Source organism: Kribbella sp. NPDC051718 (genome assembly GCF_040681515.1).
Taxonomy (GTDB): domain Bacteria; phylum Actinomycetota; class Actinomycetes; order Propionibacteriales; family Kribbellaceae; genus Kribbella.
Map to the genome: position 1 here is coordinate 137,425 of NZ_JBFAYZ010000006.1, position 15,085 is coordinate 152,509.

Annotated in this window: 13 protein-coding genes; 2 read left to right on the plus strand and 11 right to left on the minus strand. The window is 68.2% G+C overall.

Translation table 11 applies throughout. The features are described from left to right. Nucleotides 1-2: 2 nt before the first annotated feature. From AB0M15_RS23210 to AB0M15_RS23225, 4 genes are read right to left on the minus strand one after another with little or no spacing between them, the layout of a single operon-like run. Nucleotides 3-2,387 carry an N-acetylmuramoyl-L-alanine amidase gene (locus AB0M15_RS23210; protein ID WP_363822658.1) on the minus strand — a complete coding sequence of 795 codons (2,385 nt, stop codon included), beginning with the start codon at nt 2,385-2,387 and terminating at the stop codon, nt 3-5. Beyond that, on the minus strand, nt 2,387-2,584 hold the full coding sequence (locus AB0M15_RS23215) for a hypothetical protein (RefSeq protein WP_363822661.1): 198 nt from the start codon (nt 2,582-2,584) through the stop codon (nt 2,387-2,389). Before AB0M15_RS23215 ends, AB0M15_RS23210 begins: the two co-directional genes overlap by 1 nt. A gap of 27 nt (nt 2,585-2,611) precedes the next feature. Beyond that, nucleotides 2,612-3,898 carry a hypothetical protein gene (locus AB0M15_RS23220; RefSeq protein WP_363822663.1) on the minus strand — a complete coding sequence of 429 codons (1,287 nt, stop codon included), beginning with the start codon at nt 3,896-3,898 and terminating at the stop codon, nt 2,612-2,614. A gap of 5 nt (nt 3,899-3,903) precedes the next feature. Further along, complete coding sequence (locus AB0M15_RS23225; protein ID WP_363822666.1) at nt 3,904-5,061, minus strand: M23 family metallopeptidase; 1,158 nt, start codon at nt 5,059-5,061, stop codon at nt 3,904-3,906. 349 nt (nt 5,062-5,410) lie between these two features. On the opposite strand from AB0M15_RS23225, the gene AB0M15_RS23230 reads away from it, so the two are divergent. Next, nucleotides 5,411-6,310: an arginase family protein gene (locus tag AB0M15_RS23230; RefSeq protein WP_363822668.1), complete on the plus strand. Its 900-nt coding sequence runs from the start codon at nt 5,411-5,413 to the stop codon at nt 6,308-6,310. Here the strand turns inward: AB0M15_RS23230 and AB0M15_RS23235 are convergent. The 4 genes from AB0M15_RS23235 to AB0M15_RS23250 are packed head-to-tail and all read right to left on the minus strand — an operon-like array spanning nt 6,290 to nt 11,281. After that, on the minus strand, nt 6,290-7,330 hold the full coding sequence (locus tag AB0M15_RS23235; RefSeq protein ID WP_363822671.1) for a DUF2332 domain-containing protein: 1,041 nt from the start codon (nt 7,328-7,330) through the stop codon (nt 6,290-6,292). The genes AB0M15_RS23230 and AB0M15_RS23235 overlap by 21 nt on opposite strands. Before the next feature lie 10 nt (nt 7,331-7,340). Continuing rightward, nucleotides 7,341-9,602: a [protein-PII] uridylyltransferase gene (locus AB0M15_RS23240; protein WP_363822674.1), complete on the minus strand. Its 2,262-nt coding sequence runs from the start codon at nt 9,600-9,602 to the stop codon at nt 7,341-7,343. Continuing rightward, nucleotides 9,603-9,941 carry a P-II family nitrogen regulator gene (locus AB0M15_RS23245; protein WP_325036050.1) on the minus strand — a complete coding sequence of 113 codons (339 nt, stop codon included), beginning with the start codon at nt 9,939-9,941 and terminating at the stop codon, nt 9,603-9,605. Further along, nucleotides 9,938-11,281 carry an ammonium transporter gene (locus AB0M15_RS23250; RefSeq protein ID WP_363822676.1) on the minus strand — a complete coding sequence of 448 codons (1,344 nt, stop codon included), beginning with the start codon at nt 11,279-11,281 and terminating at the stop codon, nt 9,938-9,940. The genes AB0M15_RS23245 and AB0M15_RS23250 overlap by 4 nt, the downstream gene beginning before the upstream one ends. Before the next feature lie 254 nt (nt 11,282-11,535). On the opposite strand from AB0M15_RS23250, the gene AB0M15_RS23255 reads away from it, so the two are divergent. Next, nucleotides 11,536-12,135 (plus strand): TetR/AcrR family transcriptional regulator, encoded by a 600-nt coding sequence (locus tag AB0M15_RS23255; RefSeq protein ID WP_363822679.1) that lies wholly within the window; start codon nt 11,536-11,538, stop codon nt 12,133-12,135. 9 nt (nt 12,136-12,144) lie between these two features. Here the strand turns inward: AB0M15_RS23255 and AB0M15_RS23260 are convergent, their stop codons facing one another. Genes AB0M15_RS23260 through AB0M15_RS23270 form a run of 3 tightly spaced genes read right to left on the minus strand, consistent with a single transcriptional unit; the run spans nt 12,145 to nt 15,055 of the window. Continuing rightward, the gene (locus AB0M15_RS23260) at nt 12,145-13,395 is read right to left on the minus strand and encodes a hypothetical protein (protein WP_363822681.1); all 1,251 of its coding nucleotides are present in this window, start codon (nt 13,393-13,395) and stop codon (nt 12,145-12,147) included. Continuing rightward, nucleotides 13,392-13,853 carry a sigma factor-like helix-turn-helix DNA-binding protein gene (locus AB0M15_RS23265; protein WP_363822684.1) on the minus strand — a complete coding sequence of 154 codons (462 nt, stop codon included), beginning with the start codon at nt 13,851-13,853 and terminating at the stop codon, nt 13,392-13,394. The genes AB0M15_RS23260 and AB0M15_RS23265 overlap by 4 nt, the downstream gene beginning before the upstream one ends. A gap of 14 nt (nt 13,854-13,867) precedes the next feature. Beyond that, on the minus strand, nt 13,868-15,055 hold the full coding sequence (locus AB0M15_RS23270; RefSeq protein WP_363822687.1) for an MFS transporter: 1,188 nt from the start codon (nt 15,053-15,055) through the stop codon (nt 13,868-13,870). Nucleotides 15,056-15,085 lie beyond the last annotated feature (30 nt).

Below are 15,085 nucleotides of genomic sequence, written 5' to 3' on the forward strand. Positions count from 1 at the left end.
TGTCAGAGGCGTCTGCCTAGGACGGCTGTGCCTAGGACTGTCAGGCGGTGGAAGCCGTTGGGGCCTTGGCGTTGGGTGGTTAGCATGCCGGCTTTGCGGAGGACGCCTACGTGGTGGCTGATGTTGGCGGCTGACACGCCCAGTTCGTGGGCCAGTTCGGTGGTGGTGCGGCCTACCGCGACCGCTTCGAGGACGGCGGCGCGGGTGTTGCCGACTAGGGCGGCCAGGGATGCGTCGGCGACCGGGGCTGGGCGGTTGGCTGGATAGACGAGTACCGGCGGCAGGCCGGTGTCCTTCAGGGTGATCGGGATGTCCTGGCAGAAGTACGACGGGATCAGCTCCAGGCCGCGCCCGCCTAGGCGCAGGTCCTGGTCGACGGGGTAGTCGATCTCCAGGACCGGACGACGCCAGATGGCCATCGGGTGCAGGGTGGCCAGCAGGCGGTCGACGCCGTCCAGGTCGAGGATCCGGCGGCGGGCTTCGGCGTCCTCCGCGACGAGCCGGACCACCGCCGGCCATACCGGCCCGAGGGCGGAGTGGTGGTACGCGCGCACCGCGGTGCCGAGCCAGCGAAGCGCGCGCTCGTCGCCGTCCGCGACAGCGAGATTGGCCGCCCCGAGCCGCCGGATGGCGCCCAGCTCGCGCACATCGGCGGCGATCCGCTCGCGCGGGGTGTGCAGGAGCACGGCGACGGCTTCCTCGATTCCGGCCCCGGGAAGGTCAGGGGTGAGGAAGTCCGGCGAGTATCCCCAGGGCCAGGCGAGCTCGACCAGGGGTTCGGCGCCGTACATCCTGCGCGCGGCGTCGCGGCGCCAGTCGGTGAAGTGGGGCCCGCCGGTGCTCTGCAGGACGTGCAGGCTCAGCAGAGCCTCCCAGAGCGGGTGCGGGGTGTCGCGGATCTGGAGTCGGGCGATGTCGGTGGCGGAGAAGTGGATCCTTAGCATGGGGCGCCTCCGGCGCTGTGGTCCGTCGTCGCGGCGAGCCCGGCCGAGTCGTGGCAAGCCCGGCGGAGTCGTGGCAAGCCCGGCGGACCGGACTTGACACGACCCCGGATCAGGTCTCCAGTGCGATCGAGCGGACGGTGCCGGTGGGGGCCATCTGCAGCCAGCCGTTGTCGGCGCCTTGTTTGGCGAGGAAGTTGCCGGAGCCGACACATCCGAACCAGCCGTTGCCGCCCAGGGCGATGTCGGCACCTGACCACCCGACGCCATCGTCTTCCAGCCACCGAAGATGTCGAACTTGGCCAGAAAGTCGCCGCCCTGGAGGACCCCGATCCAGCCGTCCTTGAGGACGACGCGGCTGGCTCCACCAGGGTTGATCGCGGTCGGCCAGGCCGAGTCGACGCCGTCCTTGACGAACACCTGGCCGGCCCCGTTGACGAAGGCGAACCGGTTGTTGTCGATGGCGATGTCCTTCAGCCCGGGTACGTCGGCCATCGTCCGCCAGGACCCCATGATCCCGGACTTGGCGAGGAACGAGTCGCCCTGCTTGACCCCGATCCAGCCGCCGCTGAGCACGACCTTGCTCGCGCCACCGCCGTTGATCGGGCTCGGCCACGGCGAGCTGACCCCGTCCTTGACCAGGACCTGGCCGGCGGCATTGACGAAGGCGAACCGGTCACCGCTGATCGCGATGTCCTGCATGCCGGCGCCGGCGGCCATCCCCAGCCAGTTGCCGAAGATGCCCGACTTCGCCCAGAAGGTGTCGCCGGTCATGATCCCGATCCACTGGCCGTTCAGGACGACCTTGCTCGCCCCACCGCCGTTGATCGGGTTCTCCCAGGGCGAGTACGCCCCGTCCTTCACGATCACCTGGCCGCTGCTGTTGGCGAAGGCGAACCGCGAGATCATCCGCGCTGCCACGTCCGCACGCATCTGGTCGAGGTCGACGAAGGCCGGGTCGGGCTTGCCCTCGATGCCGGTCTCGCGGTGGCCGCGGGCGTAGGAGGCGTCCTTGCCGAGCCGCCGCAGTACGGCGGCCGTGGCGGTGACCGATGCGCCGTACTGCGCCGGGGTCATCGCCGCGTTGACGCCGTTGTACTCGATCTCCCAGCCGATCAGCATGGCGTTGCCGTTGCCGGCCGGGATCGGCCCACTGCCACCGGACGGGCCGGCGTGGTTGGCGCTGTTGGCCGAGATGATGTGGAAGACGCCGTTGTAGTCGACCAGGGCGTGGCACAACGGACCGGCCAGGTCGGAGCGGCCGTTGATGCAGATACCGAGTGATGGGCTGGGGCTGGAGGGACTGGGATTGCCGGCGGTGTGATGCCACAGCACGCCGATCGGGTCGAAGGCGCCACCGGTACCGCGGCCCTGCCAGTTGCCCTCTTCGACCACGCTGACACCGGCTTCGCGCAGGACGTCGGCGAGCCAGGGAATGGAGGCCATCAGCGATCCTTTCCGGCTGTGGGGGCGGCGACCAGGTCAGCGAGACACTGGGGCCGCTTGGCGGGTACGGCAGCTGCCGCTGACGCAACGGCGGCTGGGCCTGCGGTGGTGATCGCCACCGCCGCTGCCATTGCAGGGAAGGCGGCGAGCACGGTACGGCGGGCGACGCCACGGGAAGTGTGGCCGGTAGATGTCATGTCGTTCTCCTCACTGTTGGTGAAAGATCAGGTTTCGAGGGCGAGGTCGCGGACCTGGCCACCGCTTGCCATGGGCAACCAATTCGTGTCCGTACCTTGCTTGGCGAAGAAGCTGCCGGAGCCGATGAATCCGAACCAGCCGCCGCGACCCAAAGCGATATCGGTGACGCCGCCACCGTCGGCCAGCACCTTCCAGGTACCGAAGATGTCGAACTTCGCCAGGAAACTGCCGCCCTGCAGCACACCGATCCAGCCACTCTCCAGCTCGATCCGCGTCGCACCACCGCCGTTGAGCGCACCCGGCCACGGCGAATCCGCACCGTCCTTCGCGAACGCGAAACCGCCACTGTTCACAAAAGCGAAACGGTTGCCGTCGATCGCGATGTCGACCACATCACCGCCGCCGGCCAGCGTCTTCCAACCACCGAAGATGCCGAACTTCGCCAAGAACCCGCCGCCCTGCAAGACACCGATCCAGCCGTCGTCCAGCACGACCTTGGTCGCCGCTCCGCCGTTGATCGGCGTCGACCAGGGCGAATCAGCACCGTCTTTGACCAGCACCTGACCAGCGGAGTTCACGAACGCGAACCGCTCACCATCGATCGCGATATCCCGCATCCCAGCGCCCTGAGCCATCAACTTCCAGCCGCCGTTGATCCCCGACTTCGCCCAGAAGGTGTCGCCGGTCATGATCCCGATCCACTGACCACTCAGCACGGCCTTCGACGCACCACCACCGTTCAACGCACCAGGCCACGGCGAATACGCGCCATCCTTGGCAAACACCTGACCAGCCGTATTCACGAACGCGAACCGCTGGATCGCGACCTCGGCCATCATCGACCGGGCTTTGCCTTCGGCTGCGTCGTACCGGTCGGGGTGAGCGGACCGCTGCACGTCCTGGGCGATCTGGCCGGCGGTGAAGCCGGGGTGGGCGGCGTCGGAGTTCTTGGCCCGGGTGAAGAAGGAGTTCGATGCGAATCGGACGTCCCTGATCTGTTCCGGTGTCCCCCAGCCCTGTGACGGGCGCTGCTGGAAGACGCCGAGCGAGTCCTGGTCGCCGCAGTCGAGGTTGTTCATCCGGGACTCGACCCAGCCGGTCTCGAAACCGGCGAGCATGACTTTGTCGGAGACAGCGAGTTCGGTACCTACCTGGTAGACGATCTGGGTGACGGCCAGGTCCCCGTCGGGCGGAATGCTCGGGCAGTCCGCCTGGGCGGACATCGCGGGCAGAGCCACGAGCGCACCGGCCATCACGACCAGGGCGAGCAGGCGTCGCAGTGAGCTGAACTTGGACAACTTGGGCTCCTTCATCGGAATCAGGTTTCGAGGGCGAGGTCGCGGACCTGGCCACCGCTTGCCATGGGCAGCCAGTTGGTGTCGGCGCCCTGCTTGGCGAAGAAGCTGCCGGAGCCGATGAATCCGAACCAGCCGTTGCCGCCGAGGGCGATATCGCTGACCTGGCCGCCGTCGGCCAGTACCTTCCAAGTGCCGAAGATGTCGAACTTCGCGAGGAAACTGCCGCCTTGCAGCACGCCGATCCAGCCACTCTCCAGCTCGATCCGCGTCGCACCACCACCATTCAGCGCACCCGGCCACGGCGAATCCACACCGTCCTTGGCGAACGCGAACCCACCACTGTTCACGAAGGCGAAACGGTCGCCGTCCAGGGCCACATCGATGACGTCACCGCCGCCGGCCAGAGCCTTCCAGGAGCCGAAGATGCCGAACTTCGCCAGGAAACTGCCGCCCTGCAGCACGCCGATCCAGCCACTGTCGAGCACAACCTTGGTGGCGGTCCCGCCATTGATCGGCGACGACCACGGTGAATCGGCACCGTCTTTGACCAGGACCTGACCGGCGGAGTTCACAAACGCGAACCGCTCGCCATCGATCGCGATATCCCGCATCCCAGCGCCCTGGGCCATCAACTTCCAGCCGCCGTTGATCCCCGACTTCGCCCAGAAATTGGTGCCATCCAGGATCCCGATCCACTCGCCGCTCAAGACGACCTTCGACGCACCACCACCGTTCAACGCACCAGGCCACGGCGAATACGCGCCATCCTTGGCAAACACCTGACCAGCCGCATTCGCGAATGCGAACCGCTGGATGGGGCAGTTGCGGCCGACATGGGTAGTGGGTGTCGGCCGGTACTCCAGCGCCGTACCGTCGAGCACGATCGGCGCCTGTACGCCGTCGGCCAACTGTTCGTAGTGCAGGTGTGGTCCGGTGGAGTTCCCGGTGGATCCAACCAGGCCGAGGTTCTGACCGGCATCGACCTGTTGTCCGACCGACACGTTGATCGCGCTGAGGTGAGCCACGCGGCTGGACCAGCCGCTGCCATGGGAGAGCACCACCTCGTTGCCGTAGCCGCCGTTGACACCGGCCGAGACGACCGTACCGGCGGCGGTGGCGAGTACCGGCGAGCCCAGGTCACCGCCCGGTGCGCCGATGAAGTCGAGTGCCTGCGGCACCTCGGTGGCGTGGTGCGAGTAGGAACGGGACTCCCCGCAGTTCCATGGTGCGTGAAAGTCGGGACGGGGTCCGGCAGCTTCGGCTGGGCTCGGGAGGAGGATCCCAGCGAGGCCGACCAACGGTGCAAGTAGCAGAGCGGTGCGCTTGGCACCCGTTCTTGTTCCTGTGCGCATGTAGGGCCTTCCGGCTCGGGCGCCCGTCGGCGGGGCGGCCTGGGAGCCAAAGCAAAACCGAATCGGCCAGCCCGGCCAAAGGCCTTCGATCCTGATCTAACTCGTCCCTGTGCACCTGGCGTGGGAGTAGAGTCAGCTAACCGGAAGGTCATGTTCAGTGGTTAGGGAGAGTGGCATGGGGCGGGACAGGGTTGTGGTGGATGGGCCGTCGAACTTGGGGTTGCGGCCGCCGGCCCCTGGCACTGTGCCCGGGTGCTACAAGATGGCGGGGGCCGTCCGGGATCAGCGGTTCCTCGAGCGGATCGGGGCCGCGGACGCGGGCTGCGTGACCGCGCCCCGGTACGACCGTGGGGACTGGAAGCCCGGGGACGGGGTCTTCAACGCAGCGGCCATGGCCGGCTACACGACCAAGCTGGCCGACCGGATCGAGAAGTTGCTGGCTGAGGACAGGTTCGTGGTGCTCCTCGGTGGCGAATGCAGCAACCTGCTCGGGCCGGCGCTCGCGCTCAGGAGGCTTGGCCGGTACGGCGTGGTGTACCTCGACGGGCACTCGGACCTGCGAACCGTCGACAACGACGAGTACGTCGGAGCGGCCGGTGGTGAGGCCCTCGCGTTGGTGACCGGGCGCGGTCAGGACGACCTCACCGATCTGGAGCAGCGAAAGCCCTATGTGCGCGACACCGATGCCGTCATGCTCGGCTACCGGGAGGACGAGGCCTACCTGGAAACCCTCGGAGAGGCAGGGATTCCGCACTGGTCGGCGCTCGACGTCATCGAAGACCCAGCCGCCGCTGCAGCCGGCGTGCTCAGCCACCTGGAGCGCGACGATCTCGACGGCTTCTGGGTCCATCTCGACGTCGACATCCTCGACGCGGAGGTGATGCCGGCGGTGGACAGTCCGGACCCCGGCGGCCTCCAGCACGAGCACTTGCGCGAGCTCCTGAAGCCCATCCTCGCCTCACCCAGGTGCGTCGGCTTCGACATCGGCATCTTCGACCCGGACCTCGACCCCGACGGCCGGTACGCCGCCGAGCTCACCGACACCCTGGTCGCCTCACTCCCAGCGAACCGGTAGCCCGTGCGCTCCTGCGCTGCCGATCACCCGGCGTACCCCACCCGGCCAGGTCTCCAGGACGACCAGGAACTCGACGTCCGACTCCGGCGTACGCCGATCGTGCTCGAACCGTAGATGCGCCAGCGGCGTCGTCGAAGTCGCGCGCTCCCCCAGCGCGTCGATCAGCCCTAGCGCCTCCACCTGCTCGTCCGGCTTCAGGTAGAACCACATGACCGAGTGCCAGATGACCGTGACGTGCCCCTCGGACAGCTCCACGTTGCGGAGGAACGACACGGCGTCCTCCCGCCGTACGTCGGCCGGCACCGACCGGGCGATCGCCAAAGCACCCCGCAGCCGCTCCAACCGGGCGGTCTGGTCCGGCCACACGTACGACGTCAAGGTGAGAGCACCGTCGTCGCTCAGCGAGTCGACCGGTGCGATGTCGCTGCCGACCCGCTCCGCGATCCGTAACCCCGGTGCGTCCACCACCGGCCGACCCGACCAGGCGTCCTCGAACACCACCGGACTGTCCGCCGGCCCGAAGCTCTCCCCATCCGCCAAGTATCGGTACTGGTCCGCCCGCAGGTTGAGCCCAGCACTGGACCCGATCTCCAGCAGCCGCACCGGCAACTGCACGTCCTCGAGCAGCCGGAGCAGCCCACCGTAGAGAGCGATAGACCGGCCCACCTCGTTGGTCTGCGGCACCTGCGAAAGCAGACTGCGCAGCTCCGGCACCCGGGCGGACAGCAGCTGCTCGAACGCCTCCCAGCCGAGCACCGGATCCCACTCGCCCCCGACGCTCGGATAGAACACGGCAAGCTCCGGGGCCTCCCCTGCCAGCACCATGCGATGCACAGCGCCCAGCAGAGGCAGCGCGACCACGTAGTCCTGCGGCAGGTCCTCACAGCCGGCCAGGATCCGGCTGGACACGGCACCGAGCTCATAGTCGTCCACGACCCGCCGGAGCAGGTCCGCGTACATGGGCGAGCCGAGGTCTTCGAACTGCTCGATCTGGCGCTGGAAGTTCGCTACGAGGTCCACCTGGACGAGATTAGAAGCTCAAGCGATCCAGCACCGACTTGGCGGTGGTTCGCGCGTCCTCATCCTCCAACGGCGAGCCGTCCCGGTCGGTCAGGTAGAACACGTCCACACACTCCGCACCCAGCGTGCTCACGTGGGCCGACCTGACGTCCGCCCCGGTCGCAGCAATCGCGGCAGTGACGTCGTAGAGCAGCCCCGGCCGGTCATGCGCGCGCACCTGCAGCACAGTCGCCGTCTCGGATGCCCCTGGCAACAAGTCGACTCGCGACGCGGCGCTCTTGCCCCGCGATGCGTCGCGCGCGGCCAAACGGCGTACGAGATCGCTGTCGTCGCGCAGTGCCACCGCAAGCCGGTCCCGCAGCCGCACTGGGTCGGGAGCCGCCCCGGCCACGGACCACTGCGAGATCCCCAGGCCATCAACAGAAGTAACAACCGCCGACCGTACTGCGAGACGCTCCACCGCAAGCACCCCCGCCACCGTCGTCAAGGTCCCTACCTGGTCGGGTACGGCCACGTTGACGCGAACATCGCCCCGATGCTCCGACACCGTCACGCCCAGCCGCCCCACACCCACCACCTGGTGCAACTCGGGCACCGGGATCGGCGGAGCGTCGGTCCACAACCCAGCCCCTCCCCCGGACAACTCACCACGCACGCGCCGGGCCAACTCGCCCACCAGCCGCATCCGCCACGGCGAGGCGGCCGCCGGGCCGGCAGCACGCGCATCGGCATAGGTGAGAGCTTCCAGCAGGTCCAGCGTCTCGGTGTCGCCCACGATGCCGGCAACGAGCTCCACCGTCATCGGGTCGTCCAGGTCGCGCCTGGTCGCCACCTGTGCCAGCACCAAGTGCTGCCGGACAAGCAGTGTGATCGTGTCGACGTCCGCCTCGGCAAATCCCAACCGGCGAGCGACTGTAGTAGCAATGACCGCCCCGGTGACGCTGTGGTCGCCCTCGACCGCCTTGCCGAGGTCATGGACCAAGGCGGCGATCAGCAACAGGTCAGGGCGCCGTACGTCCCGGACCATCTTCGAAGCCTCGACACAGGTCTCCAGCAAGTGCCGGTCGACCGTGTAGCGATGCACTGCCGACTGCGGCGGCCGGAAGCGAACCAGGTCCCACTCGGGAAGGATCCGCGTGATGTAGCCAGCCTGATCCAGCGCCTCCCACACCTCCAGGAGCCCCGGGCCGGCTCCAATCAGTGCACAGAGCAGTCGCCGAGCTTCAGCGGGCCAGGGCTCCGGCAACGGAGCAGCGGTGCTCGCCAGCCGAGCACAGACGGCCGGGGACAGCACTAGCTCCCTGTCCGCAGCCACCGCCGCAGCACGCAGTCCAAGAGCCGCATCCCGTTCAGGACGGGCATCCGGCATCAGGACGACCTCGCCCTCGTGCTGTCCGACTCCCTCGTCCAGTGCCAACAGCAACGGTCCACCCGTGCGGTTACGCCGCCGTGAGCGAGGCGGACGGGCCATCAGGCTCTCGATCCGCCGCCACGACACGTCACATACGTGAGCCAGTGTCCTGCCGGTCGAATAGATGTGTCGCAACAGTGCGTCCCGATCCGGCAGTCCAAGCCCAGCAGCGACCTCACCGGCCACGTCGGCGACCACCCGGTCGGTTGCCCGGCCAGCGACGGTGTGCAGCTCGTCCCGGATGTTCAGCAGGTCCAACCGGGCCCGCTCGACCACCGGATGCGGTACGTCGATAAGCCACGACGCGACCAATGCGCGCAACACGACCGCGTCCCGCAGCCCGCCGTACGCCTCCTTCAGGTCAGGCTCCGCGAGGTGGGCGAGCTCCCCCACCGTGTTGGCCCGGTCCCGGCAGGCCTCGGCCAGCGCGGGCAGTCGCGTCTTCGCAGTACGACGCCAGTCGGCCATCAGCAGCGACCGGAGTTGCAGTGTGAGGTGTGAGTCGCCCGCGACATGCCTGGCGTCCAGCAGTCCCAGCGCGACTCGTACGTCGTCCGCTGCAGCCGATGACGCCTCGGCGATGGTCCGGACGCTGTGGTCCAGCTTGGTCCGCGAGTCCCACAACGGGTACCAGATCTGGGCCGCCAGTTCGTCGATCCGCGGATACCCCTCGGTGTGCAGGAGCATCACGTCGAGATCGCTGTAGGGCGAGAGCTCCTCCCGGCCGTAGCCGCCGACCGCGACCAGGGCGACGCCCTCGGTAGGTGTACCGAGGGCGTCGCATGCCTTGGAGAGGAGCAGGTACAGCAGCGCGTCGGCCTCTTCGGCACGCACGCGCCGCTGTGCTGCTCGATCCACCATCTAGAGGGCGTCCCCGTCCAGCTCACCGGTACGGACCCGGACGATCGTCTCGACCGGGGTCACCCAGACCTTGCCGTCACCGATCTTGCCGGTCTGCGCGGCCTTCACGATCACGTCCACCACGTCGGCGCCGTCACCGTCCTCGACGACCACCTCGAGCCGGACCTTCGGGACCAGGTCCACCTCGTACTCCGCGCCGCGGTAGACCTCGGTGTGGCCCTTCTGCCGGCCGTAGCCGCTCGCCTCGGTGACCGTCATGCCGGTCACCCCGAACGTCTCCAGCGCGGCCCGGACGTCTTCCAGCTTGTGCGGCTTGACCACCGCGGTGATCAGCTTCATACCTTCGCACCTTCCTTCTCAGCGGTGTCGCTCTCAACCTCGGCGGCCGCCGGACGGGCGATCGCGCTGTGACCCCGCAGCCCGGAACCCGCGGCCAGGAAGTCGTACGCCGTCTCCGCGTGCTCGACCTGGTCGACACCGGCGACCTCGTCGTCCTCGCTGAGCCGGAAGCCGATCGTCTTGTCGATCACCTTGCCGAGGATGAACGCCACCGTGAACGAGTAGACACCCACGACCACGTTCGCCAGCGCCTGCTTGCCGAGCTGGCTCACGCCACCACCGTAGAACAGGCCGTCCACCGCGGACGGCGCGGCCGCGCTGCCCAGGAAGCCGATCGCCAGCGAACCGAACAGACCGCCGACCAGGTGCACGCCGACCACGTCGAGCGAGTCGTCGAAGCCGAGCTTGTACTTCAGCGAGACCGCGAAGGCGCAGATGGCACCGGCGAGCACGCCGAGGATGATCGCGCCGACCGGAGTGACCGCACCACAGGACGGGGTGATCGCGACCAGACCTGCCACAGCACCGGACGCCATCCCCAGAGTGGTCGCCTTGCCGTGCCGGATCCGTTCCACGATCAGCCAGCCGATCACGGCGGCGGCCGTGGCGACCTGCGTGTTGACGAAGGTCACCGCGGCGGTCGTACCGGCGCTCAGCGCGGAGCCCGCGTTGAAGCCGAACCAGCCGAACCACAGCAGGCCGGCGCCGAGGATGACCAGCGGGAGGCTGTGCGGACGCATCGGGTCCTTGCGCCACCCCACCCGGCGCCCGAGGACCAGAGCCAGCGCGAGTGCTGCCGCACCGGCGTTGACGTGCACCGCCGTACCACCGGCGAAGTCGATCGCCTTCAGCTTGTCGCCGATCCAGCCGCCGTTGCCGTCGTCGAGGAACCAGACGGAGTGCGCGACCGGGAAGTACACCAGGGTGGTCCAGCCCGCGACGAACACGATCCAGCCACGGAAGGTGGCCCGGTCGGCGATCGCACCCGAGATCAGCGCCGGGGTGATGATCGCGAACATCAGCTGGAAGGCGACGAAGGCGAGCGTCGGAATCGTGCCACTGACCGCGTCGGGAGCGATCAGGCCCTTCAGGCCGACCGCCGAGAAGTCACCGATCACGTGCCCGTTGTCACCGGTGAAGGTCAGCGAGAAGCCGACCACCACCCACAAGATGGTGACGACGGCGATGGTGATGGCACTCATCATCATCATGTTCAGCACGCTCTTCACGCGCACCATGCCGCCATAGAAGAAAGCCAGGCCCGGTGTCATCAAGAACACCAGCGCGGCACTTGCCAAGACCCAGGCGGTATCGCCGGCGTTGATCTCCATCAACGTCATCCCTTCCATCGATCTGGGGGGTGGCCCGCGTCCTCATCAGGGGGAGCTCCACAACGCCGGGAAGCCCGCGCACGGCCACACCGCAAACGGTGTCGGCGCGCCGTTTCAGCCGATCGGTCCTGATGTTTCAGGCATGTGACAAAGCGGCTCCCCAAGTGACATCGGCGTGACATCGGCCGTCTTGTGGCACTCTGGCCTGACCACACGGCCCGCAGCCGCGCCACTGCGACCGTCCGAAGCTGGGGAAGTACGAAATGGGGATCAACAGCGGGGAGAGACCACGTCGAGGCAGGCCGCGGGATCCGGACGCCGAACCGAGGATCCGCCGGTACGCCGTGCAGCTGCTGCTCGAACGTGGATTCGACGGGATGACCGTCGACGACGTGGCCGAGGCGGCCGGCGTCGGCAAGGCAACGATCTACCGGCGGTGGGCGAGCAAGGAGCTCCTCGCCAACGACGCGATGGCCCAACTGTTCGACATCGAGATCCCGGACGCCGACACCGGGTCGATCGCGGGTGACCTGCGCCAGGTCTACCGCGACGCCTTGATGTTCGTGAACACCAAGGAGGGCGTCGCGCTGATCCGGCTCGCCATCACCGAGATGAACCGTGACGAGCAGTTCACCGCGTTCTACCGCGGCTTCCTGCAGCGCCGGATCGCCTTGACGGCGGCGGCGCTGGAGCGGGCCCGGCAGCGTGGTGAGCCGATCCGGCCCGGCGCCGATCCGGTGCTGATGGTGCAGTGGCTGGCCGGCGTCCTGATCCTGCGGGCGATGACCGGCGAGCCGATGCCGGCCGTCGACCAGGCCGACCTCCTGGTGGAGATGACGATGAGGTCGATCGTGGACGGCTAGTGCGCGGGGTCAGCCTCGGATGCCTGGTCCGAGGGCGACGCCGTCGACGTCCAGTTCGGTGACCCGGCGGACCTTGCCGGTCTGCAGATTCCATGCCAGCAGCCAGTCGGTGACCTGGAACAAGGCCGTCTGGTTGTCGTACCAGCCGAGCAGGAAGCAGCAGCCGGGTTCACGGATCCGGTCCGGGCTGGTCCGGCCGGGAGTCGGTGTTGCGGCCGGCGTCTCGCCAAGGACGAGCAGCCGGTCGTCGCGCGGCTCCAGCGTCGAGATCGCCGCGAGCACCTGGGCAGCGGAGGCGACCGTCGGCACCTGCGGTAGCTGGGCCGCGACGAACATCCGCGCGACCAAGTTGCCTCCAGCAAACGTTTGACCGATCCACCGCTCCACCGGCAGCCCCGGGCTGCTGACCTCGACCCAACCGTTGTTCCCGGCGTACTGCCGCAGCGCCACCGCCCCCGCCGCCCCGTCCAGCCGGTACGGCGCGGTCGCGTCCTCGGCATCGTTGCTGACAGCAACGCGTCCGACGACGGGCTGCTTGGTCGTCTCCAGGTCCACGTCGAGCTGGTACGCCGCACCGGGTCCGCTGACCAGTAGACGGGTGCTGTTGGCCAGCCAGGACACGCTGCGGATGTCCTCCGCCGGCAGGGCGATCTGCCGCGCGTCCGAAGTACTGGCGTCGATCACGTACACCCCGCTGGATTGCGGGAAGGCGACCAGCTTGCCGTTCGGTGCGATCGAGCCGGAGCTGAGCGGCCAGCCGCTGACGATCGGGTGCAACTCATGGGAGGCCCGGGCCCAGTGCCCTTCGGCGCTGAGGAAGAGCGGCACATACCCGCTCCCCTGTGCCGCCAGTGTCACGGCCGCGATCCGGTCCACCGGGTTGGTCTTGAGATCTCCGGCTTCGTTCGGCAGTTGCAGGAGCTCGCCCAGCGGCGTGGTGACCCGGTCGAGGAAGCGCTCGCTGCCGGCGGGCGGCGCGTTCCAGTAGGTGATGCCTGAGATCTGGCCCGCCGGCGGCACATAGCCGGGCGGGGTCGGCGTGGTGTCTGGTGGCGTGAAGGCGCTCTTGCCGCCGCCCAGTGTCATCACGAGCACGCCCGCGACAACCACTAAGAGCAAGGCGATCAGGCCGGCGATGATGCTGCGTCGCTGGCGACGGCGGTGGGCGAATCCTGCTGCCCAGGCCGCGTCGGCCAGCTCGGGTTCGGGGAGCCGGTCGGAGGCCTGCCGCAGCATGAAGGGCACGTCCTCGCGCTTCACCGCGGCTCCCTGCCGGTGACGTCGCGCCAGTCCGGCGTACCGAGCTCCAGCCGGAACCGGCTGAGAGAAGTCATCCCGGTCGCATGCACGGCCGAGCTGGACATCTTCAGTACTTCGGCCACCTCGAACTCGGTGAGCTCCTCCAGATGCAGGAGCACCAGTACTGCGCGCTGCTGCGGGGTGAGAGCGGCCAATGCGACCTTGACCGCGTCCTCCTCGTCCTCGAAGGCCTTGACGCTACGGGACCACCGCGACATGGCCGCGTCGTAGAGGTGGCCGAGCACGAAGGCATCCGGGTCGTCCACCTTGCCCCACCGCAACGACAGCCGGGTGAAGGCATGCAGCAGTTGCTCCTCGGCCCGCTCGAGCTCGCCGTACACCAGGTACGCCGCACGTAACCATCTACCTTGCCGCGCATCGACGTACGCGGCGAACTCTGGGTCGACTGTGTCGCGCATCCACCCTCCCTAGGTCATTCAATACCCAAAAGGGAGGGTTGTGACCGCACGAGCCGCCGGAGCTTTGGCTGGAGGATCGCCAGGATGCAGGCCGCGGCCCCACAGCCGATCCATAAACCGGTCGGGCCCACTACTGAGAGGAGTTGGGTGCCGATCAGTGGGGCGACTGCGGTGGCTATTCCCCAGCTCAGACCGTAGGTAGCCAGGTAGCGGCCGCGGGCGTGCTCCGGAGCCAGCTCGGCGACTACTGAGAGGGCCCGGCCGACCAGTATCAGGTCGCCGAGACTCCAGACGACAGCAGCCGCCAGGAACGCGGGGAGGCTGTGGGAGAAGCCGTTGGCGATGAGACCGGCTCCTAGCAAGACGTAGCCCAGGGTCAGCGCCTGGAAGTCGTCGAGCGCTTGCAGTCGGCTGGACCGGAGTACCGGCTGTACTGCGACCTGCGCGATCGCAGAGACCGCCAGGACGATCCCGACGCCCGATGCCGAGACGCCCCGGTCGAGAAGGGTGAGAGGAAGCCCGAACACGAGCACCATGGCGAGTACTGCGAAGACAGTGCCCGAGCCCAGCACCCACAGCAGCCGCCGATCCCGCCATACCGCCGCAGCCGCCGGCGCCACCTGCTTTCCACCAGGCAACGCCACAGCGACCAGCACCGCACAAGCCAGACAGCTGACCGCATCAGCGACAAACAGCCACCGCAGATCCCACTGCCCCAGCCACGCAGCCAGCAATCCGGCCACTACAGCCGCCACCGCCATCACCGCACCCAGCAACCCGTACGCCGCCGGCCGATCCGCCGGCTCCGTCACGTCCGCGATGATTGCCTGACTGGGCGGCTCATAGATCTCGAAGGCCAACCCCAGCACCACGACCGTCGGCACCGCCGACCACAGGCTCCCCGACGCCGCGATCCACACCTGCCCCACCGCGCACCCGATCAGCCCGACGACGATCGTCCACCGTCGCCCGAGCCGATCAGCCAGGTGCCCGCCGAACACCCGGGACGGCAAGGTCGCCAGCCCGAAGACCGTCAGCACCAACCCGGCCTGGGCGAGACTCGCACCGAGCTCCACCGTCAGCACGACCGCCAGGAACGGCAGCGTGAAGGCTCCGAGCCGATTGACTCCCCGCGCGATCACCAGCACCCAGACCGCGGCAGGTAGACGATGATGACTGGCTAAACGGGTATGGTTGGTCACGACATCGGACCCTACGAAACTCCGGAGTGA

Excerpts from the sequence above, each read along its gene's own strand:
- AB0M15_RS23210 (WP_363822658.1), bottom strand. The coding sequence starts at position 2,387 with ATGGCCTCCATTCCCTGGCTCGCCGACGTCCTGCGCGAAGCCGGTGTC.
- AB0M15_RS23215 (WP_363822661.1), bottom strand. The coding sequence starts at position 2,584 with ATGACATCTACCGGCCACACTTCCCGTGGCGTCGCCCGCCGTACCGTG.
- AB0M15_RS23220 (WP_363822663.1), bottom strand. The coding sequence starts at position 3,898 with ATGAAGGAGCCCAAGTTGTCCAAGTTCAGCTCACTGCGACGCCTGCTC.
- AB0M15_RS23230 (WP_363822668.1), top strand. The coding sequence starts at position 5,411 with ATGGGGCGGGACAGGGTTGTGGTGGATGGGCCGTCGAACTTGGGGTTG.
- AB0M15_RS23240 (WP_363822674.1), bottom strand. The coding sequence starts at position 9,602 with ATGGTGGATCGAGCAGCACAGCGGCGCGTGCGTGCCGAAGAGGCCGAC.
- AB0M15_RS23245 (WP_325036050.1), bottom strand. The coding sequence starts at position 9,941 with ATGAAGCTGATCACCGCGGTGGTCAAGCCGCACAAGCTGGAAGACGTC.
- AB0M15_RS23250 (WP_363822676.1), bottom strand. The coding sequence starts at position 11,281 with ATGACGTTGATGGAGATCAACGCCGGCGATACCGCCTGGGTCTTGGCA.
- AB0M15_RS23255 (WP_363822679.1), top strand. The coding sequence starts at position 11,536 with ATGGGGATCAACAGCGGGGAGAGACCACGTCGAGGCAGGCCGCGGGAT.
- AB0M15_RS23265 (WP_363822684.1), bottom strand. The coding sequence starts at position 13,853 with ATGCGCGACACAGTCGACCCAGAGTTCGCCGCGTACGTCGATGCGCGG.